At 63.4% G+C, this 25,290-nt stretch carries 17 protein-coding genes; 12 read left to right on the forward strand and 5 right to left on the reverse strand.

Annotated features, from left to right (window positions below):
• The first annotated feature begins 79 nt into the window (after window positions 1-79).
• Window positions 80-994: a universal stress protein gene (locus tag M5C71_RS09965; RefSeq protein ID WP_248745543.1), complete on the forward strand. Its 915-nt coding sequence runs from the start codon at window positions 80-82 to the stop codon at window positions 992-994.
• Between the two features lie 57 nt (window positions 995-1,051).
• On the opposite strand, the gene M5C71_RS09970 is transcribed toward M5C71_RS09965, so the two are convergent.
• Window positions 1,052-1,615 (reverse strand): GNAT family N-acetyltransferase, encoded by a 564-nt coding sequence (locus tag M5C71_RS09970; protein WP_103494812.1) that lies wholly within the window; start codon window positions 1,613-1,615, stop codon window positions 1,052-1,054.
• Window positions 1,616-1,726: 111 nt separating this feature from the next.
• Window positions 1,727-2,482, reverse strand: a complete 756-nt coding sequence (gene fnr / locus M5C71_RS09975; RefSeq protein WP_103494811.1) for a fumarate/nitrate reduction transcriptional regulator Fnr — start codon at window positions 2,480-2,482, stop codon at window positions 1,727-1,729.
• A gap of 183 nt (window positions 2,483-2,665) precedes the next feature.
• Between fnr and M5C71_RS09980 the strand changes: the two genes are divergently transcribed.
• Window positions 2,666-3,568: a universal stress protein gene (locus M5C71_RS09980; RefSeq protein WP_248767738.1), complete on the forward strand. Its 903-nt coding sequence runs from the start codon at window positions 2,666-2,668 to the stop codon at window positions 3,566-3,568.
• Between the two features lie 54 nt (window positions 3,569-3,622).
• Here the strand turns inward: M5C71_RS09980 and M5C71_RS09985 are convergent, their stop codons facing one another.
• Window positions 3,623-4,696 (reverse strand): NAD(P)-dependent alcohol dehydrogenase, encoded by a 1,074-nt coding sequence (locus M5C71_RS09985; RefSeq protein WP_248767739.1) that lies wholly within the window; start codon window positions 4,694-4,696, stop codon window positions 3,623-3,625.
• 281 nt (window positions 4,697-4,977) lie between these two features.
• Between M5C71_RS09985 and M5C71_RS09990 the strand changes: the two genes are divergently transcribed.
• Together M5C71_RS09990 and M5C71_RS09995 are read left to right on the forward strand one after the other, a co-directional pair.
• Complete coding sequence (locus M5C71_RS09990; protein WP_248767740.1) at window positions 4,978-5,898, forward strand: universal stress protein; 921 nt, start codon at window positions 4,978-4,980, stop codon at window positions 5,896-5,898.
• Between the two features lie 60 nt (window positions 5,899-5,958).
• On the forward strand, window positions 5,959-6,846 hold the full coding sequence (locus M5C71_RS09995; protein WP_152736917.1) for a universal stress protein: 888 nt from the start codon (window positions 5,959-5,961) through the stop codon (window positions 6,844-6,846).
• Window positions 6,847-6,919: 73 nt separating this feature from the next.
• Here the strand turns inward: M5C71_RS09995 and M5C71_RS10000 are convergent, their stop codons facing one another.
• Window positions 6,920-8,329 carry a basic amino acid/polyamine antiporter gene (locus M5C71_RS10000; RefSeq protein WP_247263298.1) on the reverse strand — a complete coding sequence of 470 codons (1,410 nt, stop codon included), beginning with the start codon at window positions 8,327-8,329 and terminating at the stop codon, window positions 6,920-6,922.
• A gap of 326 nt (window positions 8,330-8,655) precedes the next feature.
• On the opposite strand from M5C71_RS10000, the gene M5C71_RS10005 reads away from it, so the two are divergent.
• From M5C71_RS10005 to nudC, 8 genes are all read left to right on the forward strand, one after another.
• Window positions 8,656-9,147 carry a GNAT family N-acetyltransferase gene (locus M5C71_RS10005; protein ID WP_103494805.1) on the forward strand — a complete coding sequence of 164 codons (492 nt, stop codon included), beginning with the start codon at window positions 8,656-8,658 and terminating at the stop codon, window positions 9,145-9,147.
• Window positions 9,148-9,303: 156 nt separating this feature from the next.
• Window positions 9,304-14,139, forward strand: a complete 4,836-nt coding sequence (locus tag M5C71_RS10010; protein ID WP_248767741.1) for a DUF6543 domain-containing protein — start codon at window positions 9,304-9,306, stop codon at window positions 14,137-14,139.
• Between the two features lie 89 nt (window positions 14,140-14,228).
• On the forward strand, window positions 14,229-19,013 hold the full coding sequence (locus M5C71_RS10015; RefSeq protein ID WP_248767742.1) for a hypothetical protein: 4,785 nt from the start codon (window positions 14,229-14,231) through the stop codon (window positions 19,011-19,013).
• A 115-nt stretch (window positions 19,014-19,128) separates the two neighbouring features.
• Window positions 19,129-20,109 carry a phosphogluconate dehydrogenase (NAD(+)-dependent, decarboxylating) gene (gene gnd / locus M5C71_RS10020; protein WP_248767743.1) on the forward strand — a complete coding sequence of 327 codons (981 nt, stop codon included), beginning with the start codon at window positions 19,129-19,131 and terminating at the stop codon, window positions 20,107-20,109.
• A complete protein-coding gene (gene zwf / locus M5C71_RS10025) occupies window positions 20,106-21,629 on the forward strand; it encodes a glucose-6-phosphate dehydrogenase (protein WP_248767744.1) in 1,524 nt (507 codons plus the stop codon). The genes gnd and zwf overlap by 4 nt, the downstream gene beginning before the upstream one ends.
• Window positions 21,626-22,450: an HAD family hydrolase gene (locus M5C71_RS10030; protein ID WP_248767745.1), complete on the forward strand. Its 825-nt coding sequence runs from the start codon at window positions 21,626-21,628 to the stop codon at window positions 22,448-22,450. Before zwf ends, M5C71_RS10030 begins: the two co-directional genes overlap by 4 nt.
• A 250-nt stretch (window positions 22,451-22,700) precedes the next feature.
• Window positions 22,701-23,513 carry a crotonase/enoyl-CoA hydratase family protein gene (locus M5C71_RS10035; protein ID WP_103494799.1) on the forward strand — a complete coding sequence of 271 codons (813 nt, stop codon included), beginning with the start codon at window positions 22,701-22,703 and terminating at the stop codon, window positions 23,511-23,513.
• A 17-nt stretch (window positions 23,514-23,530) separates the two neighbouring features.
• Window positions 23,531-24,361, forward strand: a complete 831-nt coding sequence (gene nudC / locus M5C71_RS10040; protein ID WP_103494798.1) for an NAD(+) diphosphatase — start codon at window positions 23,531-23,533, stop codon at window positions 24,359-24,361.
• A 147-nt stretch (window positions 24,362-24,508) separates the two neighbouring features.
• On the opposite strand, the gene M5C71_RS10045 is transcribed toward nudC, so the two are convergent.
• Window positions 24,509-25,288: a TSUP family transporter gene (locus tag M5C71_RS10045; RefSeq protein WP_103494797.1), complete on the reverse strand. Its 780-nt coding sequence runs from the start codon at window positions 25,286-25,288 to the stop codon at window positions 24,509-24,511.
• Between the last annotated feature and the right edge of the window lie 2 nt (window positions 25,289-25,290).

Here is a 25,290-nt window from a genome sequence, read left to right on the forward strand (position 1 = left end):
CCGATAAAGGCGAGATTTGCCGGGTGGTCTGCAAGTCGTGCCACCCTGGGCCGGGAACCTGTTGCCCCAGAGGTGCACCATGTCCGACTACCATCGTATTCTTTTGCTGGCTCCCGCCGAGATGAACCGCAGCCCCGCCTTCGAGCGGGCCACCGAGCTGGCCCTGTCCACGGGGGCCGCCTTGCATATCCTGGCCTTCGATTATGTGCCGACCCTTGATGTGGCCACGCTATTCGACCAGAAAGCCATGACCCAGGCCCGCGAGGGCTACCTGGACCTGCATCGCCGCTGGCTGCACCATGAGACGGATCGCCTGCGGGGCCGTGGCCTGGATGTGAGTTGCAATATTTTCTGGCGTCATCATCCGCTGCAACCGATCATCGAGTACGTCCGTGATCTGAATATCGACCTGCTGATCAAGGATGTCCACCTGGAATCGGGGCTCAAACGACTGTTCGCCACCCCGCTGGACTGGCAGTTGCTACGTGATTGTCCGGTCCCGGTACATCTGGTGGCGGGTTGCAGCCATCCATTGCCGCGTCATGTTCTGGTGGCGGTGGATCTGGGGAGGGAAAGGGCCGAGGAGTGCTTCAACGACACGCTGGTCCAGGCCGGGCAGGCGTTTGCCCGGCAATGCGCGGCGACGTTCAGCCTGGTGCATGTGCATGACAAGTCCCGCTCCTATGTCCACGAGATGGGCTGGGGCACCTTGCCGATGGCCGAGGGCCTGGAAATGGCCAGCCGTGCCGATGAGCAGCAGGGGTTCAAGGCCCTGGCGGAGCGCAACGGGGTCGGCAAGAACCAGCGGCATTTCCTCACGGGATCGGTTATCGACACCCTCGGCCAGTTCGTCGAGCACAACGGGGTGGATGTGATGGTGATGGGCACCCGCCATTCCCACGGCCTGGACGGCATCCTCGGCAGCACGGCGGAAAATATCCTCTATCGCAGCACTTGCAGCCTGCTGGCCCTGAGCCCGGAACGTCTTGTCTGAAGGGGGATCTGGCGCGAGCCGCGAACAACGGGCCGCGCCATGGTGGAGCGGGAGGCTTTACAGCGACAGCCGATGAATGACCTGGGTCGCATCGTCGGGGTCGCGTTCGCGGCTGAAGTGCAGGGTGTCGGCCAGTTGGCGCATGTGCACGTTGGAGGCGCTGTCGATGGAATACATCCGGGTGAAATGATTGCGCCGCGCGGCTTCGATCAGGTGTTTCATCAGGACCGTGCCCAGGCCGCGATGTTGCCAGTCGTCGGCAACGGTAATGGCGCACTCGCATTCATTCTCGGCACCCGAGGCGGCATAGCGGCTGATCCCCACTTCACGCAGTTGGCCATTGTCATGGACAAGAGCTACGTAGGCGACGCGGTTGTGGGTGTCGACATTCATCAACTGGTTCATCAGGACGGGGCTGGGATCGACGATTTCACCGAGAAAGCGCTGGTGACGGGATTCCGGGGACAGTCGCTGGATAAAGGCCTTTTCCCGCTCACGGTCCTCGACACGCAAGGGCCGGATCAGGACGTGGGTACCGTCCTGCAGGCTTTCGATCCAGTGTTCGCCTGTCACCGAGGAAAAGTCGGGCAGGTTCAGGATGGGGCTATTGAGGTCGGGCATGATCAGAACTCCTCGAACAGGTACGGTCGTGGGCCGGTATCGGTGTTCTGTTTCTACGCCATGGCGGGTGCCCGCGCTTGATTCAAGTCAAACACGGGCACAACTGCCTGGTTACAACGGGTTGCCGTGGTGGCCGCAGCCGGCGATCAGCGCCTTCAGCCCCCCCACATCAAGTATTTTCACCTCCCGTGCGTGGACCTCCAGCAGGTTCAATTCCCGCAACCGGGCGATGCCGCGGCTGATGGTTTCCAGGCGCAGGCCCAGGTAGGAGCCGATTTCTTCGCGGCGCATTCTGAGGATGAAAGTGAAGGGCGAGTAGCCGCGCAGGGCCAGGCGTTGCGAGAGATTGAGGAAAAACGCCGCCAGGCGCTCATCCGAGTTCATATTGCCCATCATCAGCAGCAAACTGTGGTCCCTGACGATTTCCCGGCTCATCAGTTTGTTCAGGTTGTGCTGCAGGGAGGGCAGGTCCCGGGACAAGCGTTCCAGCTGCGAGAAATGGATCGGGCAGACTTCGCTGTCCTCCAGGGCCACGGCATTGCAGGCGTGGCGGTCTTCGCTGATGGCATCCATGCCGAGCATTTCCCCGGTCATTTGAAAGCCGGTGACCTGCTCGCGGCCATCCTCCGAGGTCAGGGTGGTCTTGAAAAAGCCCAGGCGTACCGCGTACAGGGCGTGCAGCGGATCGCCCTGGCGGTAGAGCGTGTTGCCTTTCTTGATCTTCACGCGTTGCACGATCAGGTCATCCAGGCGCTTGACCTCGGTATCGTTCAAACCCAGGGGCAGGCACAGTTCCAGCACGCTGCAATTGGCACACGCTGATTTCAGGCCCGAAGGCCTGAGTTTGAGTGCTTCCTGATTGTTCACGGGAGTTCCTCTGCATTAGTAGGGAGAGGGCATCCAATTCGGGAAGAAACACCGATAAAACAGGGGCCGTCGGACGATCCTAGCAGGTGTAGCGGGTTGTTTGAGATAAATCAAGCGGTCGTTTTAAAAGCAGGGTGAAGCTAAAGGGTCGATTGTCCATTGTTCCTCCTTGGAGCCCCCGTCATGAGCGACTATCAACGTATTCTGCTGATTACCGATACCCACTGCCAGGCGACCCCCGCCCTGCATCGCGCGGCCACCCTGGCACGCGCCAGCAAGGCGGCTGTGCACCTGGTGCTCTTCGACTTTGTCGAGTCCATCGCGGCGATGACCCTGTTCAATCACGGCGCCGGCACCCTGGCCCGGGAAGGTTACCTGGACAAAAAGCGTGAAAAACTCGCCGAACTGTCCCACAGCCTCACCAACCAGGGCCTGGAGGTGAGCTACGACGTGGTCTGGTCGCAACACCCCCATGCGGCTATTCGCGACTACGTCAAGGACATCGAGGTCGACCTGGTGGTCAAGGACCTGCAGGTCGAGTCGCAGCTCAAATGCGCGTTGCTCGGTCCCACCGACTGGCACCTGGTGCGCCAGTGCTGCAAGCCGGTGATGCTGGTCCGGCACGATGCGCCGCCACGGCCGAAGAATTTCGTCGCGGCGGTGGCCCTGGAGAATGTCGGCGACGGCGAGACGACTCGCGACGATCAGGTGATTCACCTGGCCAGCGAACTGGCGATGATCTGCGACGCGGACCTGGAACTGCTGCATGCCTGCGATATTCTCGCCGGTTATGAGCTGATGCAGGAGTACCCGTGGGATTCGGATGCCGCGGCGGCCCTGCAGAAATTGCGTAGCCAGGCTTTCGACGACTTGGCCAGGGCGCATCAGGTACCCGGCCGCCGCCGCCATTTCCTGCTGGGGCAGGCAATCCAGCGGGTGGAGGAGTTTGTGCGCGAACGCGAAGTGGACACCCTGGTCATCGGTCGCTCCCAGGCCGATGCCTTTCCCTGGCTGGGCAGCTTTGCCGAGTCGCTGCTGTCGCAGCCACCCTGTTCCGTGCTGACCCTCGGTACCGACTCGATCTGAGCGTTCAATCCGGTGCCCGCCGACCGGAGCGATCCGGCCGGCGGGCACTATTGTTCACGGGGTGATCGCGATTTTCATCACACCGTCGCGCTGGTGGGCGAACAGCTCGTAGGCCGCCTCGATATCGTCCAGTTTGAAGCGGTGGGTGACCAGCGGCTTGAGGTCGACGCTGCCGGCGGCCACCACGTCCATAAGCCGGCGCATGCGTTCCTTGCCGCCGGGGCAGAGGGTGGTGATGATCTGCTTGTCCCCCAGCCCGGCATTGAAGGCATCCAGCGGAATCCGCAGGTCGGAGGAGTAGACCCCCAGGCTTGAGAGGCAGCCGCCCGGGCGCAGGACCCGCAGGGCGGATTCGAACGTGGTCTGGGTGCCCAGGGCCTCGATGGCGGCGTCGACGCCCCGGCCGCGGGTCAGGGCCATGATCTGCTCGACCGGATCGCCCTGGGTGAAGTCGACGATATGGGTCGCGCCCAGGCGGCGGGCCATGTCCTGGCGGGCCTTGATCGAGTCGACGCCGATGATGGTGCTCGCGCCCTTGAGCTTGGCCCCGGCCACGGCGCACAGGCCGATGGGGCCGAGGGCGAAGACCACCACGCTGTCGCCGATCTGGATCCCGGCCCGTTCGGCGCCGCTGAAACCGGTGGACATGATGTCCGGACACATCAGCACTTCTTCGTCGCTCAGGCCATCCGGCACCGGGCTGAGGTTGGCCATGGCGTCGGGGACCCGCACGTACTCGGCCTGGCAGCCATCGATCAGGTTGCCGAACTTCCAGCCGCCGGTGGCCTTGAATCCGTGGGCGGTGTCCGGGCCGTCCTGGGACGAGCAACCGCACAGGCAGGCGTAGCTGTGACCGCTGGGGGTGATGGCGCCGGCGATGACCCGCTGGCCTTCTTGGAAGCCACTGACCGCCGAGCCGAGCTTCTCGATGATGCCCACCGGTTCATGGCCGATGATCAGCCCCGGCGCCACCGGGTATTCGCCCTTGAGGATATGCACGTCGGTGCCGCAGATCGTGGTAGTGGTGATACGGATCAGCGCATCCAGGGGGCCGATGGACGGGACCGGCTTGTCCTGTAGCACGATCCGGTTTTTTTCAACAAATACCGCCGCTTTCATCATCGCCATGATTTCACTCTCCATGAGCAGGATCGGATTGAAACAGCATGCTGCGACAATGTGCTTGCGGCGGTTTGACACAGATCAAGCCGGGCTTGCCGGGGGATGGCGATCGTTGGCGAACACGCGGGCAAGCCATCGGCACTTGATGTAAATCAAGGGCCGGCCGGCCGGGCACCGCAGAATCGGAGATGACCGATTCTCTTCGGGTGGCCCCCTTCAATCCTTGTCTCGTGAAGTCGTCGCCCGCTATCCGGTGCGCTCGACAGGGCGTGCCCTGGAGGTGTCCCTTGTCTTCACGTCCACGTTTGCTCCTGGTTGCTCCGTCCGAAATGACCCACAGCCCGGCCTTTGACCGGGCCCTGGCGCTGGCCAAGGCCATGAACGCCACGCTGACCCTGGTGGCCTTCGTCTATCTCGATGGGTTGCAGCAGCTCGATCTGCTTGACGCCGACCGGCAGGCGGAGATTCGCGAGGCCTATCTGCAGCGCTATCGCCAATGGTTGGAACAGGAGGCCGAGGCCATGCGCGGCGAGGGGATCGAGGTGGCGACCGAGGTCAAGTGGGACCAGCCGTCGCTGAGTGCCTTGTCCGGTTACGTGCGTTCGCAGCATCCGGATCTGCTGATCAAGGATGCCCATCAGGAATCGGCCCTCAAGCGGATTTTCTTCACCCCACTGGACTGGCGTTTGCTGTGCGACAGCCGGGCGCCGATCCACCTGGTCACCGCCCAGGGCCTGCCCATACCGCGCAAGGTACTGGCCTGCGTCGATGTGTTGCGCGATGACCCCGCGACGCGGGCACTCAACGACCGGATCATCGACCAGGCCGCCCGTTTCGCCACGCACTGCAAGTGCCCGCTGCACCTGCTCGGGGTCTATGACTGGACGGCCCTGTATCTCGCCGATATCGGCATCGGCAAGGTACCGGTCTCGGTCAGCCCCAGCTATGACGAGCGCAAGGCCAAATTCCTGCACCTGGCCGACAAACATGCCCTGCACAAGGACAACCGGCATTTCATTGTCGGCACGCCGGGAAAGGCCATCGTCGAGTTTGTCGGCCAGGACGTCTTCGACGTACTGGTCATCGGCACTGTGACCCACCGCTCGTTCAACAAGCTGTTGGGCAGCACCACCGAAAGCCTGTTGTATCAACCCCCCTGCAGCCTGCTGGTGATCAAGCCTGTCGAACTGCCGGATTTCGCCCAGTAAATCGATGAACAGCGAGCGGCTGTCCGGCGCTCCGAACGTCCTGCCCCATGGAGGTGTGTCATGAGTCAATACCAGCGCCTGCTGCTGATCACCGATCAGCACCTGCCCCATTCCCCGGCGGCCAAGCGTGCCGCCGCGCTGGCGGCGGCCAGCGGCGCGGCCTTGCATATCACCGCGCTGGTCCAGCCACCGCCGCGCATCCACCTGATCGAATCGGGCATGGATGAACAGGCCCGCGCGGCGTACACGGATAAATACCGGGTCTGGCTGGAGGGGGCGACCGAAAGTTTGCGCGGTAGTGGCCTGCAACTGACCACCGAAGCGCTGTGGACCACCCAGCCCTTGCGCGACATCCTGGTTCACGCCCGCGAGATCAAACCCGACCTGCTGATCAAGGATGTCTACCTGGAGCCGCTGCTCAGGCGGGTCTTTACCACCCCGCTGGATTGGCAGCTGTTGCAGGAAAGTCCGGTGCCGGTGCACCTGGTCAACCAGATCGCCTCGGCATTGCCCCGGCGGGTAGTGGCGGCTGTCGACACCTCCACGGGGGATGAAGGCATCACCGAGTTCAACCGCAAGATCATCCGTGAGGCCGAAGCCCTGGCGCTGCAATGTGACGCCGAACTGCACTTGTTGTATGCCTACGACTTGTCGCCGGCGCTTATGGCCGACCCCAGTGTCACCGTGATCTGGATCGATGAGCTGCGTGCCGCGCTGCTGGAGCCGTTCACCCGGTTGGCGGACGACTATGGCGTGCCGGCCGAGCGCCGGCATTTCCTGATGGGCATGCCGGTGGGGGTGATCGCCGACTACGTGCAGGCCAATGGGATCGACGTGGTGGTGATGGGGGCGGTCCAGCCCAAGGGCCTGGGCAAGCTGATCGGCGATACCACCGAGCGGATCCTGCTGATTCCCGAATGCAGTGTACTGACGGTCAGGCCTGACTGAACCCGGGGTTAACTGAAAAGCCCCTTGCCGGTCACCGGCAAGGGGCTTTTTCATAACGTCGGGGCCGAGCGTGTCAGAGGCTCAGCAGACCCTGCCAGAGCATCCAGGCGGCGACCGCCGCCGCCAGCCAGATCAGCACCAGCAGGCCCTTGGCGAAACCGTTGAGCGGTTTGCGCCCCGGGGTCAGCAGGTAGATCAGCGAGCCGGGGGCGTAGAGCAGGGCACTGAGCAGCAGGTACTTGGGACCGGCCGCGTACAACAGCCAGAAGCAGTAGACGCTGGCCACCAGGGAAATCGCCAGGTCGCGGCCGCTGAGGCTGTCGCGCCCGGCCTGGCCACGGTCCAGCCAGCTGACCTTGAGCGCATAGAGGCCGCTGAACAGATAGGGCAGCAGGATCATCGAGGTGGCCAGGGAGATCAGTGCCAGGTAGGTGGCATTGGCATACAACGTGAGGATCAGGAACAGCTGAATGCAACCGTTGGTGACCCACAGTGCATTGGCCGGTACGCCCTGGCCGTTTTCCTTGGACAGGACCTTTGGCATCACACTGGCCTTGGCCGGGCTGAACAGCGACTCGGCCGAGAGCAGGGTCCAGGCCAGCAGGGCGCCGCCCACGGAAACCATCAAGCCGAGGCTGATCATCATGCCGCCCCAGGGGCCGGCGATGGCTTGCAGCACACCGGCGGTGGAGGGGTTTTTCATGGCCGCCAGTTCGGGCTGGCCGAGGATGCCCAGCGACAGCAGCGAGACCGAAATCAGCAACAACAAGGTAATGGCAAAACCAATGATGGTGGCCCGGCCGACGTTGACCCGTTCCGCCGCCCGGGCGGAATAGACATTGGCGCCTTCGATACCGATAAAGACCCAGACGGTGACGAGCATGGTGCTCTTGACCTGGTCGAGAATCGAGCCCAGGGCCGGGGCTCCCCAGAAACCGGCAACGAAGGTGTCGGGATGAAAGGCGAGCGCGGCGCAGCCGACAAACACCAGGATCGGCACGATCTTGGCGATGGTGGTGATGGCATTGGCCCGCGCCGCGGTGCGTATGCCACGCAGGATCATGAAGTGCATCGCCCAGAGCAGCAGCGAGGCGGCAATGATCGCCACCTTGTTGTTACCGTCGCCGAAGGCCGGGAAAAAATAGCTGGCGGCGGCGAACAGGATGACCAGGTAGCCGACGTTGCCGATCCAGGCGCTGATCCAGTAGCCCCAGGCCGAGTTGAAGCCGACGAAGTCGCCGCCCAGGGCCTTGGCGTAGGCGAAGACGCCGTTGTCCAGTTCCGGCTTGCGGTTGGACAGCATCTGGTAGACCAGGGCCAGGGACAGCATGCCGATCCCGGTGACCAGCCAGCCGATCAGGATCGCGCCGGCACCGGCACCGGCGGCCATGTTCTGCGGCAGGCTGTAGGCGCCGCTACCGATGATGGAGCCCACTACCAGGGCGATCAACAGGCTCAGGGACAGGCGCGCCGATTGTGCCAGCGTCGCCGGTTTCAATGAGGGTGTGGTCGTGCCGGGGGATGAGCTCTGTTGCAAGGGCGTTGCCATGATGACACCTCCAGGATCGGGACGGGACGTTCGGGTGCACCGATCAGAAAAGGCGATACGGTCTGAACGCATGGGGTGAATGTCTGCGCATGGGGCCTTGGGGCTGTTGATTTTTATCAAGACTTGAATGGATAGGCGTTCTGGTCTCCTACAGTAGAGGTCGACGCATGAATTTTCTTCCTTTCCCCGCGTCGGGCATGGTTACAATCGGGGCTCCTGACACGCAAGAACTCCCTTTAATGGTTTCGCCGAGGACTGACATGGACGTTGCAGACATACTGGTATTGCAAGCGAGTTACACCAACCCGGTACACGCCGAGGCGATTGGACTGGTGCTCAATCACTATGCCGAAGACCCGATGGGCGGCGGCCAGAGCCTCGCACCGGATGTGCTGCAACAGCTGCCCGGCGAACTGGCCAAGCGGCCCCACGCCTTCAGCGTACTGGCCTTTGTCGGCGGCGAGCCGGCCGGGCTGGTGAACTGCTTCGAAGGCTTTTCCACCTTTGCCTGCCGGCCCCTGGTGAACGTGCATGATGTCTCGGTGGTGAGCAAGTTTCGCGGCCTCGGGCTGAGCCAGAAGATGCTGCAGAAGGTCGAGGACATCGCCCGTCAGCGCGGCTGCTGCAAGATCACCCTGGAGGTGCTGGAAGGCAACGGCGTGGCCCAGGCCTCCTACAAGAAATTCGGTTTCAGTGGGGCGCAGCTCGATCCGGAACACGGCCAGATGCTGTTCTGGAACAAGTCCCTCTAGTCCCGTTGCACCACCCATGGCCCTCTGCCGGAGAGGGCCTATCCATCTACCGCACACGATGCCTGCCGGGAGGTTTGAATCCTCCTGGAGTCGTGGCCGGCAAACCGATGCACCCGGTAACGACTCGTTCCTATCATTCGAACGAGGACGTCAACCATGTCAACGCAGTCGCCGGTTCCGGACAGTCAACCGATGGATCCGACTTCGGTCGCCAAGGCACTTTTCGCCGATCGCCCCAGTTTGCTCTCGGTCGCGACACCGCTGGTTCAGGCGGTGTTGGACGAGCACTATGGCGAATTCGAACTGTCGGCCGAGCGGGTACGCCTCGCCGTGCCCTATTGGGTCTTGGCCCAGGGTATCGATGGTGCCCCGGCAGGGCATAACTATTACAGCCTCAGCGAGGTCATGGTCGAGCGCTTCGCCCTGCGGGTTCCGGTCTGGGGGGCTTCCAGGAGCCCGCGCCTGGAAACCCATAACCTGCTCTGGCGCGAGCAGCCACCGGCCGCGCAGAAACCCCTGGCGATCGATCTCGACGGGCTGCTCAAGCGCCTGGACCAGGCGGCGCGATCACGGTTGCTGGAGAGTCTGAAACAGCAACTGATCGAGCGTTGGAATCAATCGCCGGAGGGGCACGGACCGAGCCGTTGGGCGCGGCTGGCGGCGGCGATCGGACGCTTGCTCGTTCCGGGCCAGACGCCCGGCCGCACAGGACTTGCGGACCTGAGTCGCCTGCCGTTCTACATGGGTTACTCGCCTGGCGATGCGCAGGGCGAAAGCCCGACCCTGGATATTCGCGCCTTCGAGACCCGGGTCTTCAGCGTGGATGCCCAGGGTCGACGCTACCCGGAGCTGTTTCCGGTGATCGACTTCCTGCGCTATGAAGAAAATCTACAGCCATTGCCCTATCCGCTCTATTTCCATCCGGGAGAGGGTGGCCTGCGCCAGGGCAAGATGGACAGTGCCGAGCTGGTCGCGATGCTGATCGGCAGCCGGACCGCCGGGCGCAATCTGGAAATAAGGGAGTCGCTTGTCTGGCGCTGGAATGAACCGGCCGAAGTAATCGGCGACAGCCTGGCAAAAGGCTTGCTCGAATATCAATTGCAGGCGCTGAGCGCGACGCCGCCGGGCGACTGGGAGGCCAGGGCGCATCTTCAGCGTTGGGTGGACGATATTACCGATCCGGGCAAGTGGTTCGCCGTGCCCGCGAGGACCCAGGATGCCAGTCGTTTCCAGGTGCTCAGGCAGGAGCGCTGCGGCCCGGCGGCCCTGGGGCTGACCAGCGAATCGCTGCCCGACTGGCTACTGGGGGCGTCGGTTGCCGATCGTTCAAGCTACAGCGCTTTGCTGCGGGAACTGGCACGTCAGCAGTGTGAGTCTGGAGGCCGGCATTTCCTCGAAGATATTGGCACCCTCAATGAATTCGCCGCGCGGCGATTGCAGGCGCTGATGCTCCAGGACTATCCCGGGACCCGTGTCATCGACCCGAATGCAATCAAGCTCACTATCGACAAACTCGACTATAGCGCTACCCAGACCCTTGACCCGCAACAGGCACAGGTCACGGTGCCGGTCGATATGACGCTGGTGGAACTGGCGCTGGCCAACCTGGGGGGCATGCGCCATACCGGTATGCGGATTCGCATCGAGGTGCGCGGGTTGCCGGAGCCCGTCCCGCAGTGGATGACTGCGGATTACCTGCGCGGCCTGGTGACCCGCGCCGACATCGGCCAGGCCTACCCGGACCTGCTCAAGGAGCATTTGATCACTGATGTCGCCGAGGCCCGGCGGCGCGAGGCATTGTTCGTTGCGCAGTGGCGGGTGCGTTTGCCGCTCCAGGCCCTGGAGTTGAAGATCAAGGGGGCGTCGGGTTTCAGCCTCGACGGCTTTCGTTACGTGCAGGCGCTGGTCCAACCGGCGGGTCCGGGGCGCTTTGTCGATACCGTGGAAATCGTCCTGCGGCCCCTGGCGTTCAAGGCCAGGGACGACTGGCAGGCTGACGAGGTGCAGGCGATGTTCCTGATCGGTCCACGGGATATGAGCCGCGGCCCGTTGATCCTGTACCGCCCGTTGTTCCTGCAACAACCGCTGCGCCAATTCGAAACCCGCCAGGCGTTGCTCGCCGCGATCCGCCAGCCCGGCGATCTGCAGCGCAGCGTCTTGACCTGGATGAGCGAAACGGCACGACAGCGTTATGACCATGGCGGTTTCGATGCGGCGCATATCGAGCAATTCCTCGGCGGCGACGAGTTCGCGCCGGCACCGTCCAGGCCCGTCCCCGCAACGCTCGCCGAGGGCATCGTCGAAGGTGACTATCTGTCGGCGATCTTCGCCGCCATGGTCAAGGCCCAGGTCGAGCAGGCCGACCGGCAATCGGTATCGAATGCCGAGCAGCGCTGGGCGGACTGGAAGGAGGGCGCCTGGCGGGTGTTGCTGGGCATCACCCAACTACCGTTTGCCGGCCTGCTGCCTTATGTCGGGCGTCTGGTGGAGGTGCTCGGCTGGCTGGTGATCCTGAAGATCGGCCATGACGATCTACGGGCGCTGGACAGCGACAATCGGGCGGAACAGTCGGCGGGGGCGGCGGACCTGTTGTTCAATCTCGCGGCCTTGCTGCTGCACTATCGCGCCGCTTCCGCCCCGGGTGAAACCGAGGCACCGCCGTTGCCCAGGCCTGCGCCGCCGCGCGCGGAAGCGTTGCCCGCACCGACCATCGCGCGGGCGCCCGACTTGCCCCGAGTCGAATTGAGTGCGTGGTCGATGTCGGGCTGGCCAATCCCCGATTCGCTGATGAGGCGGGTTCGCGCCTATCGTCTGCGTGCGTTTGACAAACCGGTATCGGCCTTGGCCGAACTGGGTCGTGTGGCGGACTCGGGGCCGGCTCGGGGATTGGTCCATATCGAGGATGCCGGCAAGGGCAAATGGTGCGCCTTGATCCAGGGTGATCTTTACGAGGTGGCCTGGGAGGCCGACGAAGAGGGCATCAGAGTCGTCGACGAGCACGGCAATGCCGGACCCTGGGTGCGCAGCGACGAACAGGGGCGCTGGAGCCTGGATATGCGTTTACGCGGTGGCAGTCCGCCCAAGCGGGCCCAGGCCGGTGGAGGGCAAAACCTCGTCGAGGCGCGCGAGACACTGATAGCTCTCAACCAGCAGACCAAGGATAGCGAGCCGTCGATCAGCAGCAGTGTCAAGCGCTGGAGGCTGGCGACCGAGGGCGAGACGGCCAAGCGGGTCACCTACGAACGTCGAACCGCACTGCTTGGCGAGATGACTGCCTTGCTGGAGGAAAATCTGCAGAACTACCGCCAACAACTGGACCTGAGCAAAAAATTGATGGCCGATACCCGTCTGATCAAGGCCGTGCGGCCCTTTCAGATCAATGCGCTGGACAACGGGGTGATGGGACTGCAGACCTTGCTCCATGCCCAGCAAACCTGGTTGTTGGAACGACTGGGTATGCCCTATTCGAGGGCTTCCCAACTGCCTGAAGCAGAGCAGTTGGCACCGGCTTTGGTTCAGGCCGAGTGGGAGCGTGATGCCACGGCCACTGATAAGGCGGTCGACTGGGCCCTTTGGCAGAAGGACTGGCTCGATCAACTGAGACAGATACGCGACGGCCGGGAAAACTATCAGCGGCTGATTAAAACGGTCGGCTGGGGCTCCATCGAGGTGGAAGTCCGCGCCTGGAAGATTGCGCAGTTGAAGAACCGTTTTGCCCTGGGCGAGCTGACGCCCGAGCATCTCGGGCAGGAAATGTTTGAGGACATCTGGGATCAGATCCATCGCTCGTATGTGTCCTATTACTCCTCTCTTGATGCCCTTGATGAGGTCAAATTGTTGACCGGCGAGCGTATCGAGCTGCTGGAGTCGGTTGTCGAGCAATCCGGTGATCTACAGGAAAAGCTCGAGTTCTATCTGGCGACGCTGGTCAGTCGTCGCCTGCCCACGGAAAAGCTCGACCAGGTGCTCGCGGCACTGAAGGCACTTGGGCAGGAGACCCGGGAAGATCTGCGCCTGTTACTGGGCCAGGATGATTGGGAACTGCCGCCGATGCCTGTTGCTGGCCCATCGGCCAAGAAGACCACGAGAAAAGTCATCCGTACGCGCCACCGGCAACTGTTGTCCGGTGAGGTCCAGGCACCGGCGTCGGCGGATGGCGAAGAGACCGTGCAGGTCAGCGATGTCTATGGGCAGGTGATCGAGACCTACCGGAAAAATACCGCCGATGGGCTCTGGGAAGCGGTCGTCGCTCCGGACAAACCGGCCAGGCCGGCGGTGATCAGGCCCGAGGTCGGACTGGAAAAACGGGTGTCCAACGCGCGCCAACTGCTCAACGACGAAGCGTCGGCGATCGATCGGGTCATGCGCCAGGCCGTGCGCTCCAATGCGCCCAGGGCGCAGGAGGACATCCTGCGCTTGCAGGCCGAGGCGATGGAGCACCAGGCCACGGAGATCGACAAGCTCCTCGGCGTGGCGCAAACGCCGCCGCGCAATCCGGAGCGGGTCAGGAATGCCCAGGCGGTGGCGCAGCAACTGCGTGACGCGGCACCGAGACTGCGGGCTTCCGGGCAGTACGCACGGATCCTCGCGATCAAGGCCAACCCACCGGAAATGCCGCGTATCGACTACCTGTTGGGGCTGGGCGAAGTGAGCATCCGCAAGGAAGGCGAGCGGATCCCGCTCGGCAAGAATGATTTCCTGCAGGAGTATGCGTTGCTCGACAAGGACGGCAAGCCGCTGTGGTACGCGCACTTTCATTACCCGAGCCTGTCGGCACTCGACTCGGCCTTCGGTGCCGCCCACTTGAAAACCCTCGAGCAGCGCAAGCTCGGCGGCAAGTACCAGTCGCTGGAGCAGGAAAAGGCCTTCAAGAAGATCCAGACGGGGAAGGGTGGCAGTGCCAACGTGGCGTTGCAGATCTATCGCAGCCGGATCGACCTGGCGGCGGCGCAACAGTATTTTTTCCCGGTGCCCGCGAACCCGATTGATTGAACCGCGTGACGCGGTATAGCCCGCTACCGCGCGAGGGCTGACAGGTTCCTGTTAGCTGGCCGCTTTCCCATGTCAAGGATTGCGGCCTCATGATCTCCCTGCCGACCTCGCTGGAGACTTCACTTCAACACTACCGAAACACCGCCCGCACGCTTTTCGCCGCTCGACCGACACTGTCGTCGGTGGTGGACTCGCTGGTGCAGGCGGCGCTGGACCAACAGGCTCCTGACCTCAGGGTTCAGGGGCAACGGATCCAGGCTGAAACCCTCTGGCTCGGAGAGCGGCAGCCGGCCTCCCGCTATCGATACAGCGGCTTGTCCGAAGTCTTGTTGCGGCGCTTCAGCGAAGGCTGGAGCCCGCGTTATGACGCTCCCGATTCGATACTGGTGAGCCGGGCACCCGGCTCGCCGGACGAGGTTGCGGTCACGACGGTGGACCTGAAACGGTTGGGCGCGGCGCTCAATCAGTGGGGCGATGCCTTGCTCGAAGTGTTCAAGGCACAGCTTGTTGCGTTCTGGAATGAACCGGTGCCCGACTGGGCGGGCAAGGTCCCGGGCTCGGACGCCTGGGTGCCTGGTTGGGATCGGCACGCGCCGGAGGTTCCCAGCCGTTGCGCGGCCCTCTCGAACCTGCTGTTCGTTTCGATGTACGGCACCGGCAGCATGCCCAATAGCCAGGCGCTCCAGGCCAGCCAGAGGTTGCCCAAGGCGCTGGTCAGCGAAGACCAGTCGATCCGTGACAGCCTGCTGGGCAAGAATGCCCTGGCGGCTTATCTGCTGCATGCCAAGGGCCGGCGGCAACGGCCTGGCGTCACGCCCGTCGCGGTGGTTTTCGCCCGCCAGCTGTCAGCCTCGGAATTTGCCTATTTCCTGCTCCGCCCGGGTCATGACGTAAAGCGTTTGCAGCCAGTCGATGAGCTCTGGACGCTATTGCGTGGTCAGGTGCCGGACCCCGGGAAGGTCGACCTGATCCCCTCGCAGCTGAATGTCTTCGACAACCTGGCCGGGGCCTTGCTGGAAAACCAGTTGCGCGCGCTGGAGCGTTTGCCGCGCGGCGTTACGCAGGGAGCGGGCGAGTCCTGGTCGGCGCGCGTCGAGCGCATCACCGATCCGGGAGACTGGTTTGCTACGCCCGCACCTGCGCCGCTCACCCCTCTGCAACGGCGGGTGCGCGAGGCGGCGCCGCTGTGGCTGCTGAACGCCGCAGAGGCGGACCGGCGCGGTTATGCCGGGTTGTTATCGACCTTGGTCGCGGCACTGGGCAAGTCTTCGTCCCACAGTATTTTCGACGAGGTGGCTTCGCTGTCGCGCTTTAGCCGACAGGCGCTGAGGGCGGCCATGGCGCGGCGGCATCCGCGGATGCCGGAGATCCGCATGCAGGACATCCTCCTGACGCTGGAGAAGTACCGGCGCAAGCCGCTGTTGCCGGACGTGCTGGGTGAGTTCGAGGAAGTCCAGTTGACGCTGCCCGAACTGGCGCTGGAAAACCTCGATGATTTTCGTTTCGGCGCGACGCGGATGCGTGTCCGGCTCGCCGCTGATGTGCCGCTGCCGGACTGGATGACGGCCGACTATCTACTGGAACTGATCGCCGAGGTGGATATCGGTGCCGGCTACCCGGCCTACCTGCGGCAGCGGCTGTTGGACGATACGCGGTATGCGGTGTTCCGCCAGCAACGCTTTTTCCACCAGATCCAGGCCCAACTGCCCTTGGCGGCATTGGAACTCAAGCTCCGTGGCGAACAGGGGGTGACCGAAATGGGCTATCGGCTGGTCAAGGCGCTGTTGGCGTTCGACGCCCGTGAACGCCAGGTCGACGGCCTGCCGATCGTGCTCCGGCCGCTGGCCTTTCTGGCCAGTCCTGGGGCGAGCCCGGACAAGGTTGCGGGCATGTTTCTTATCGAGCCCCGGGATACCCGCCGGGGCCCGCATCTGCTTTACCGTCCGCTGTTCGACCCGCCCCTGGGCGAGTATGTCAGCCGGCCGGCGCTGCTGGAGGCAGTCGGGCAATCGGGAGCCTTGCAGGACAGTGTGCTGGCCTGGCTCCCCGCCAATCGACGTGCGGTGTATGCCAACGGCGGTTTCCGCCAGCCCCATCTCGGCTCGGTCCTGCCGGGTGATGAAGCCGCGCCGTTGCCGGCACCGGCGGCACCGGCAACCCTGGGCGGCGAGGAAGTCGCCGAGGACTATGTCCACCATCTGTTTCATGCCTGCATCAACGCGGTGATCCGCCAGGCCGATATGCAGTTGTGGTCGAATGCGGAAAAACGTTGGGCGCGCTTGAAGGACAGCGGATGGCAACTGTTCAGCTCGATGCTGATGTTTGCCAGCGGCCCGTTGACCCAGGCCAGCTGGTTGATCCTGCTCTACCGGGGTATTCGCCAGGACCTGCCGGGGTTGCAGGGCGACGACGAGGATGCCCGGGCCCAGGGCTGGGCCGATATGCTGAGCAACCTGGCGGCGGTTCTGTTGCATGAGGTGACGGCGGATGAGCGCGAGCCGTTGCCGGAGTCGTTTACCACCCCGGAGTCGGCGGATCAGCGCGAGCCCTTGGCGATCGAGGGGGAGGTGTTGCTTGAGCGGATCACAGTGCCTCCGACTTCCGACGATTCGCCACCACTGCCTTTCGACTTGTCCTGGTCGAATCCGCGCCAGGCCCTGTCGATGGCCTCGCGCAAAGCCCTGGAGAAGTTCAGTGTCAGAGTCTTCGACACGCCGCCGCGACTCGATAGCCTTGGTTCGGTTTCCGCAAGCGGTCCTAACAAGGGACTGGTGCATCTCGGGGGCCCCGGGGACACGGGCTGGCACGCGCTGATCGAGAATGCCCTGTATCAGGTCGCGTGGAGTGATGACGGTCCTCGTGTGGTCGATGCTTCGGGCGTTCCGGGGCCGTTTCTGGAGCGCGATGAGCAAGGTCGCTGGCGCTTCGATCTGCGTCTGCGCCTGCGCGGTGGCAGCGGCCGCGAAACCGTGCAGGCGCGCCTGCAGCGCAAGCTGCGCGACCGGGCGAGCGCGCTGCACGAGCAAATGACCCAGGCTTCGGCGCGCATCGGCACCCTGTTGAACGAGGCCGAAATACTGCGCAAGCGTCTTGAGACCATGAGCGAGGGCAAGACCGCGAAGAACTTCAGCGACCGACAGCGCAGTGACAAACGTCGCGAATACCTGGGCAAGCTGGAGGGCTTGCAGGTGGCCCTCGAAGAAAAGATCCGCCTTATCAAGGCGTTCAATGACAATCGCCAGGTGGTGCCCAAATCGGCGACGCTGGTGGCCGCCTTGGCCGACAGCGTGCGCAATTGCCGGACATTGTTGAACCTGTCCCTGGCGGTGGGCCGCGAAGGCAGCCTGAGTGCCCGGGAGATCAACGAGATGATCGCCGCCGACTCGGATGCCCGTTATGCCCAGGTCGTCGCCAATCTGAAGAACAATGTCGAGATCACCGACAAGCAGATCTTCTGGAACTCACGGGAATATGCCGCGCTCGATGAGTTGCGGGCGCTTCCCGAACCGGGGCCGGCGCAAGCCGCCGCACTGGAGCAGGCGCTGGTGCAACCGTTCACCCCGTTGGACTGGCAGGCGGTGCAACTGCCGACCCTGCTGGCCTTGACCCTGGACGAACTGCCTTTGCAGATCACCTTGCAAATGGACGATCAGATTTTCGCGGCCATCAAGCACAGCGCCGAGCAAACCCGGTACGTGACCAACACCATCAATCGCCTGAGTGCCGAAGATCCGCGCCAGGACCGTATCGATGCCTTGCTGACGGCCGTCAATCGCTACGATGAGACCCACGACTTGCTGAATTATTTGCAAGGCCTGATGCCGCAACAGCGCCTGCTCGAATACGCCACGCGCCTGTCGGGGCTGCTGGCGCAGTTGCGTGAAGGGGCGCTGAACAGACTGTTCGAATTATGGGAGGAGACCGCGCCGGCCGAACCCGATCCCAGGCCCGCTCCGGTGGCTGGCGGCACGCGCAAGAAGTTTATCCGCACCCGCAACCGTGAAGTGTTTGTCGGCCGGGTACGCGAGCGTACGCCCGAACAGGAGGATGAGATCGTCGAGATCACCGATCCCAACGGCGCACTGGTGTCGGCCTTCAAGGAGAACAAGGAGGATGCCCAGGACACCTTCTGGGAGGAAGTGAAAGCCGAGCCGGCACCGCCGATCCCGCGCAAGGTCGGACTGTCCCGGCTGGTGACCCAGGGTCAGGTCGAGCGCGAGGGTGTCGAGGCCTTGATTCGCCAGGTGATGGCGTTGACCGGAACCTCCAAGGACCCCCGCGACCTGCAAGGTATCCTGGAGCTGAAGGCGCAGAAACTGAACGCCTTGGCGGACGATATCCAACAGGCCCTCACTGAGAGCGGCGGGACATCGGCGCCCATGAAAACCGCTCGAACGCTCAAGGACAGCTTGCGCCACGAAGCCGCCCGGCTGATCGCCGAAGGGCGTCAGGCGCGTATCACCGCGATCAAGCGCAATCCCCCGCGGTTGGCGCGTCTGCAGTATCTGAAAGAGCAGGACCAGGTGGATATTCACCGCGCCGGCGGGCGACAGGCGCAGGAACAGGGCGGTTTCCTGCAAGAGTATGTGGTCAGCCACAAGGATGGCCGTCCCCTGTGGTACGCGCATTTCCATTACCCGGCAGCCACCACGGCGGATGCCGGGTTTGTCAGCGCGCATCTCAAGACCCTTGCGCAACGGCGCCTGGGCAGCAAGGCCCAGGCCACGGCCCGGCACCGGGCGGCGGCGAGGATCGAGGCCGGGCAGGGCGGCCGGGCGCAGTTGACGCTGGATATCCACCGGGGCCAGATCCTCGACAAGCCTGTGGCCCAGGCGCTGTTTTTCAATACTGGCGAAGTGGATAGAGCCGCTTGAAAACAGGCCGCTTGGCGTCTGCAATCAGTGTCCCGACCGATATCGAGACAGACATCCGCCTGCCGCTGGGCTAAGGTGTGTCAGAGCTTTTTCATCGATATCGGGAGTACCCTGCATGCAACTGGGAATCATCGGACTGGGCCGCATGGGCGGCAATATCGCGCGGCGCCTGATGCTTGATGGCCATCAGACAGTGGTGTATGACCGCAATACCGACTTCGTCAGCACCCTGGCTAAAGAGGGCGCCAGCGGCGTCGCCGACCTGTCGGCACTGGTGGCCGGCCTGGATAAGCCGCGCGCGGTCTGGGTGATGCTGCCGGCCGGTGCGCCGACCGAGGACACCATTGTCGAGCTGAGTAAACTGCTGGACGCCGGCGATGTGATCATCGACGGCGGCAATACTTTCTACAAGGACGATATCCGTCGCGGCCAGGAGCTGGCGCAAAAGGGCATCGACTATATCGACGTCGGCACTTCCGGCGGGGTCTGGGGCCTGGAGCGCGGTTACTGCATGATGATCGGTGGTGACGCCAAGGTGGTCGAACGCCTCGATCCGCTGTTCGCCAGCCTGGCACCGGGGATCGGCAGCATTCCCCGCACCCGCGACCGGGTCAGCGCCGACGACCGCGCCGAACGCGGTTATATCCATGCCGGCCCGCCTGGCTCCGGGCACTTCGTCAAGATGATCCACAACGGCATCGAGTACGGCATGATGCAGGCCTTCGCCGAGGGCTTCGACATCCTCAAGACCAAGAACTCGCCGAGCCTGCCCGAGGACCAGCGTTTCGACCTGAACCTGGGGGATATCGCCGAAGTCTGGCGGCGTGGCAGCGTGGTTTCGTCCTGGCTGCTGGACCTGACCGCCGACGCCCTGGCCAGTGACCCGAAACTCGACGGTTACAGCGGCGCGGTGGCCGACAGCGGCGAAGGGCGCTGGACCATCGAGGCGGCCATGGAACAAGCGGTGCCGGTCCCGGTGCTGTCCAACTCGCTGTTTGCCCGCTTCCGTTCCCGCCAGCAAAGCACCTATGGTGACAAACTGCTGTCGGCCATGCGCTTCGGTTTCGGCGGCCATGTGGAGACCCCGAAAAAATGAATGCCTCCCGTAGCAAGCGCAAGGTAGAGCCCGCGCCGCCGACCACGCTGTTTCTGTTCGGTGCCCATGGGGACCTGGTCAAGCGCCTGTTGATGCCGGCGCTCTACAACCTGACGCGCGATGGTCTGCTGGGCGATAACCTGCATATCGTCGGGGTCGATCACAACGCCATCAGCGATGCCGATTTCGCCAAGAAACTCGAAGACTTCAGTCGCGCCGAAGTCGCGGCCAAGACCGGGGAAGGCGCGGAGACCGCGCTGGATGCCGAACTCTGGAAGCGCCTGGCCAAACACATCAGTTACGTGCAGGGCGACTTCCTCGACGACGCGACCTATGTCGCCCTGGGCGAGAAAATCATCGCCAGCGGCACGGGCAATGCGATGTTCTACCTGGCCACCGCGCCGCGTTTCTTCAGCGAAGTGGCGCGGCGCCTGGGCGCGGCCGGATTGCTGGAGGAAAGCGACGGGGTGTTTCGTCGGGTGGTGATCGAAAAACCCTTCGGTTCCGACCTGGCCACCGCCGAGGCCTTGAACGCCCGCCTGCTCAAGGTGATGAGCGAGAAGCAGATCTATCGCATCGACCATTACCTGGGCAAGGAAACCGTGCAGAACATCCTGGTCAGCCGTTTCTCCAGCGGTCTGTTCGAAGCGTTCTGGAACAACCATTACATCGACCATGTGCAGATCACTGCCGCCGAGACCGTCGGCGTCGAGACCCGTGGCAGTTTCTACGAACACACCGGCGCCCTGCGGGACATGGTGCCCAATCACCTGTTCCAGTTGCTGGCGATGGTGGCGATGGAGCCACCGGCGGCGTTCGGTGCCGATGCGGTACGCGGTGAAAAGGCCAAGGTGGTCGGCGCGATCCGTCCCTGGACGGTCGAGGAGGCCCGGGCCAATTCGGTGCGCGGCCAGTACCAGGCCGGCGAACTGGGCGGCAAGGCCGTGCCCGGTTATCGTGAAGAAAGCAACGTGGCGCCCGATAGCAACACCGAGACCTATGTCGCGCTCAAGGTGATGATCGACAACTGGCGCTGGGTCGGCGTGCCGTTCTATCTGCGCACCGGCAAGCGCATGAACGTACGCAACACGGAAATCGCCATCTGCTTCAAGCCGGCGCCCTATGCGCAGTTCCGCGACACCGAGGTCGAGCGCCTGCAGCCGACCTACCTGAAGATCCAGATCCAGCCCAACGAAGGCATGTGGTTCGACCTGCTGGCCAAGCGTCCGGGGCCGGCACTGGAAATGACCAATGTCGAGCTGGGTTTTGCCTATAAGGACTTCTTCGAGATGCAGTCGTCCACCGGCTATGAAACCCTGATCTACGATTGCCTGACCGGTGACCAGACGCTGTTCCAGCGCGCCGACAATATCGAGAACGGCTGGCGGGCGGTGCAGCCGTTCCTCGATGCTTGGGGCGAGGACGATCAGGTGCAGGGCTACAAGGCCGGGGAAAATGGCCCGGCTGCCGCCGACGAACTGCTGGCCCGTGATGGCCGTGTCTGGCGCAGCCTCGGATGAAGGCGGTGGCGAAGTATCCGATCCGTTTGCTGCTCAGCGATATGGACGGCACCTTGTTGGGGCCCGATCACAGCCTCAGTCCGCGCACGGTCGAGGCCGTGGAGGCGTTGCGCGCGGCGGGGGTGTTTTTCAGCCTCGCCACCGGGCGCCCGCCGCGGGCCATGCGTGAGCAGATCGAGGCGCTGGGGGTGGATATTCCCACTGCGGCGTTCAATGGTGGCACGCTGGTCAACCCCGACGGCAGTTACCTGGTGACGCATTACATCCCCCGCGAGGCGGCGGTGACCACCCTGGAGTTGTTGTCGCGGCATGAGGAGGTTGAGGTCTGGGTGTTTGCCGACAACCATTGGCTGCTGCGTAACCCCTACGGCACCATGGTCCCTCGGGAACAGCATGCACTGGGTTATGCGCCGACGGTGGTGGACGACTTCACGGCGTACCTCGACCGCATCGACAAGATTGTCGGCGCCAGTGGCAACGGACAATTGCTGATTGACCTGGAGTCGGTGTTGCAGCCGTTGGTGGCGGAGCAGGCGCTGGCCAGTCGATCGCAGCGTTCCTACCTGGATATCACCGCGATGCAGGCGAACAAGGGCGAGGCGTTGCTGACGTTGGCCAAATACCTTGGCGTGCCCTTGGAGCAGACGGCGGCCATCGGCGATGGCGGCAACGACCCGGCGATGTTCCACCGGGCGGGGTTGGCGATTGCCATGGGGCAGGCGGAGGAGGTGGTCAAGCGTCAGGCGGATGTGGTGACCGGCAGCAACAGCGAGGATGGCGCGGCTCAGGCCATCGAGCGGTTTATTCTGGCCAGCCGATAGATCAGCGGTGGATGGCCGCCCATGGCGGTTCGCGGGCAAGCCCTGCTCCTACAATGTTTGCGTCGATTCCGGTTTTTGCGTATGACAAAAAACCTGTAGGAGCAGGGCTTGCCCGCGAACCGCCGTAGGCGGCCATTCACCCTGGACTGACAATGCATCGTCCGGCTTTTGGCACATCCGCTTCCTATAGCCCGACGCGGGCCCTTGCTATAGTGACGAATCTCTTTTCGCCCTGCCAAGGATGCCCGTCATGTCCGAATACCAAGCCTTCCACGTCGAACTGGTAGACAACATCGCCCATGTCCGGATCAATCGCCCGGAAAAGATCAACTCGATGAACGCCGCCTTCTGGAGCGAAATCATCGAGATCTTCCAGTGGATCGAAGACACCGACGCCGTGCGCGTGGTGGTCATCAGCGGCAACGGCAAACACTTCTCCTCCGGGATCGACCTGATGATGCTGGCCTCGGTGGCCAACGAACTGGGCAAGGATGTCGGCCGCAACGCCCGCCTGCTGCGGCGCAAGATCCAGGAGTTGCAAGCATCCTTCAATGCTGTCGACAACTGCCGCAAGCCGGTCCTGGCGGCGATCCAGGGTTACTGCCTGGGCGGTGCCGTCGACCTGATCGCCGCCTGTGACATGCGCTACTGTGCCGAGGACGTGCAGTTTTCCATCAAGGAAGTGGATATCGGCATGGCCGCCGATGTCGGTACTCTGCAACGTTTGCCCCGTATCATAGGCGACGGCATGCTCCGCGAGCTGGCGTATACCGGTCGCCACTTCGGTGCCGACGAAGCGATCCGCATCGGCCTGGTCAATCGCGTCTACCCCGATCAGGCGGCCTTGCTCGACGGTGTGCTGGGCATTGCCCGGGAAATTGCCGCTAAATCGCCGATTGCCGTCACCGGAACCAAGGCAATGATCAGCTATATGCGCGACCATCGGATCGATGACGGTCTGGAATACGTTGCCACCTGGAACGCCGCCATGTTGCAATCCACTGACTTGCGCGTCGCCATCGCCGCGCACATGAGCAAGCAGAAAGCCGAATTCCCTGATTGACGCCTAGGACTCTCCCGATGACTCAACGCTGGACAACCGCAGTACTGGATATCGAGCAGACCGGCGGCTGGGCCGTGGTGCATAGCCCCGCCGGTTTTCTGCTGGATGACAATGGGGTGCTGTTTCCCCGTGAGTGGCTCAAGCGCCAGGACCTGTCGCTGTTGGCCGAGCATGGCATCGGGCATCTGGACGGCGAGCCGGTCTATCTGCTGGAACTGAAGTCCGGCTTCGAACTACCGGGCGGTCGCTGGCAGGGCCTGCGGACATTCATGCTCGAGGGCGATCACACGCTCTATCGCATGCTCGGTTATGCCGCGCAGATCGCTACCTGGGCCCGCGAGCACCGCTTCTGCGGCAGTTGCGGCCAGGCCATGACCCAGGTGCCTCTGGAGCGGGCGATGTTCTGCCAGTCCTGTGACTTGCGCAGTTACCCGCGGATTTCGCCGAGCATGATCGTGCTGGTGACCCGGGGCGACGAAGTGCTGCTGGCCCGTTCGCCGCGTTTTGTGCCCGGGGTCTACAGCACCCTGGCCGGTTTCGCCGAGCCGGGTGAGTCGGCGGAGGAATGCCTGATTCGGGAAGTGCGCGAGGAAGTGCAGGTCGAGGTGAAGAATATCCAGTACATGGGCAGCCAGTGCTGGCCGTTCCCGCACTCGATGATGCTGGGGTTTCACGCCGAGTATGCCGGTGGCGAGATTGTTCCCCAGGCGGATGAGATCGAGGATGCGCAATGGTTCAGCATCCACGATATGCCGCCGTTGCCGGCTTCGCGTTCAATCGCCCGTTACCTGATCGACCTGTACCTGGCCAGGCGCCTGGGGTATGCGGAACCATTGCTGCCGGTCTAGCCTTACACCGCTCAATTCATGGCCATGCACCGTCCTTGTAGGAGCCGGCTTGCTGGCGATGGGATCTGATAGCCGACATCATCGTCGCCTGGAAAGTCGCTATCGCCAGCAAGCCGGCTCCTACAGGTTATGGGGTGTTCTCTGGATTCAGGCCACGCTGAACCAGTGTTGCCAGGCCAGGCGTACGGTCAGGCCGAGGACCACGGTGATAAACACCGGGCGGATAAACTTCGCGCCGCCGCTGATGGCGGTGCGGGCACCGAAGAAGGCACCGACCATCACCGATATGCCCATGCACAGGCCGATCACCCAGTCCACCTGGCCGGAAAACACGAACACCGAGAGTGCGGCGGCATTGCTGACGAAGTTCAGGCTGCGGGCCACGCCGCTGGCCTTGACCAGGTCGATGGGGTAGAGCAGCAGGCTGCTGACGGTCCAGAAGGCACCGGTGCCGGGACCGGCTACGCCGTCATAGAAGCCCAGGGCGAGGCCCTGGGGCAATTGCCGTTTCTTCTTGATCGGCGCGTTGCTGTCCAGCGGCGCCTTGGGCGTGCCGCCGAACAACAGGTACAGGCCGCAGGCGAAGACGATCACCGGGAGCATCTTGTTCAGCCATTCGGCGGGCATGAAGTGCGCGGTCACGGCACCGATCAGCGCGCCGACGAAGGTGCCGAGAATCGCCAGTTTCCATTGCCCCGGCTGAAACAGCTTGCGCCGATAGAAGGTGAAACCGGCGGTGGCGGAGCCGAAGGTCGAACTGAGTTTGTTGGTGCCCAGCACCAGGTGCGGCGGTAGCCCCGCGGTGAGCAGGGCCGGGGTGGTGAGCAGCCCGCCGCCGCCGGCGATGGCGTCGATGAATCCGGCGATAAAGGCAACGACGGTGAGAATGGCGAGGGTGGTCAGGTCTACGCTGAGATCGAAAGGCATGG

The sequence above is a fragment of the Pseudomonas sp. MWU12-2345 genome, from assembly GCF_023242385.1.
Taxonomy (GTDB): domain Bacteria; phylum Pseudomonadota; class Gammaproteobacteria; order Pseudomonadales; family Pseudomonadaceae; genus Aquipseudomonas; species Aquipseudomonas gingeri_D.

What these genes read in the sequence shown, in the direction of transcription:
- M5C71_RS09965 (WP_248745543.1), top strand. Translation starts at nt 80, where the DNA reads ATGTCCGACTACCATCGTATTCTTTTGCTGGCTCCCGCCGAGATGAAC.
- M5C71_RS09970 (WP_103494812.1), bottom strand. Translation starts at nt 1,615, where the DNA reads ATGCCCGACCTCAATAGCCCCATCCTGAACCTGCCCGACTTTTCCTCG.
- M5C71_RS09980 (WP_248767738.1), top strand. Translation starts at nt 2,666, where the DNA reads ATGAGCGACTATCAACGTATTCTGCTGATTACCGATACCCACTGCCAG.
- M5C71_RS09985 (WP_248767739.1), bottom strand. Translation starts at nt 4,696, where the DNA reads ATGGCGATGATGAAAGCGGCGGTATTTGTTGAAAAAAACCGGATCGTG.
- M5C71_RS09995 (WP_152736917.1), top strand. Translation starts at nt 5,959, where the DNA reads ATGAGTCAATACCAGCGCCTGCTGCTGATCACCGATCAGCACCTGCCC.
- M5C71_RS10005 (WP_103494805.1), top strand. Translation starts at nt 8,656, where the DNA reads ATGGACGTTGCAGACATACTGGTATTGCAAGCGAGTTACACCAACCCG.
- M5C71_RS10010 (WP_248767741.1), top strand. Translation starts at nt 9,304, where the DNA reads ATGTCAACGCAGTCGCCGGTTCCGGACAGTCAACCGATGGATCCGACT.
- M5C71_RS10015 (WP_248767742.1), top strand. Translation starts at nt 14,229, where the DNA reads ATGATCTCCCTGCCGACCTCGCTGGAGACTTCACTTCAACACTACCGA.
- gnd (WP_248767743.1), top strand. Translation starts at nt 19,129, where the DNA reads ATGCAACTGGGAATCATCGGACTGGGCCGCATGGGCGGCAATATCGCG.
- zwf (WP_248767744.1), top strand. Translation starts at nt 20,106, where the DNA reads ATGAATGCCTCCCGTAGCAAGCGCAAGGTAGAGCCCGCGCCGCCGACC.
- M5C71_RS10030 (WP_248767745.1), top strand. Translation starts at nt 21,626, where the DNA reads ATGAAGGCGGTGGCGAAGTATCCGATCCGTTTGCTGCTCAGCGATATG.
- M5C71_RS10035 (WP_103494799.1), top strand. Translation starts at nt 22,701, where the DNA reads ATGTCCGAATACCAAGCCTTCCACGTCGAACTGGTAGACAACATCGCC.
- nudC (WP_103494798.1), top strand. Translation starts at nt 23,531, where the DNA reads ATGACTCAACGCTGGACAACCGCAGTACTGGATATCGAGCAGACCGGC.
- M5C71_RS10045 (WP_103494797.1), bottom strand. Translation starts at nt 25,288, where the DNA reads ATGCCTTTCGATCTCAGCGTAGACCTGACCACCCTCGCCATTCTCACC.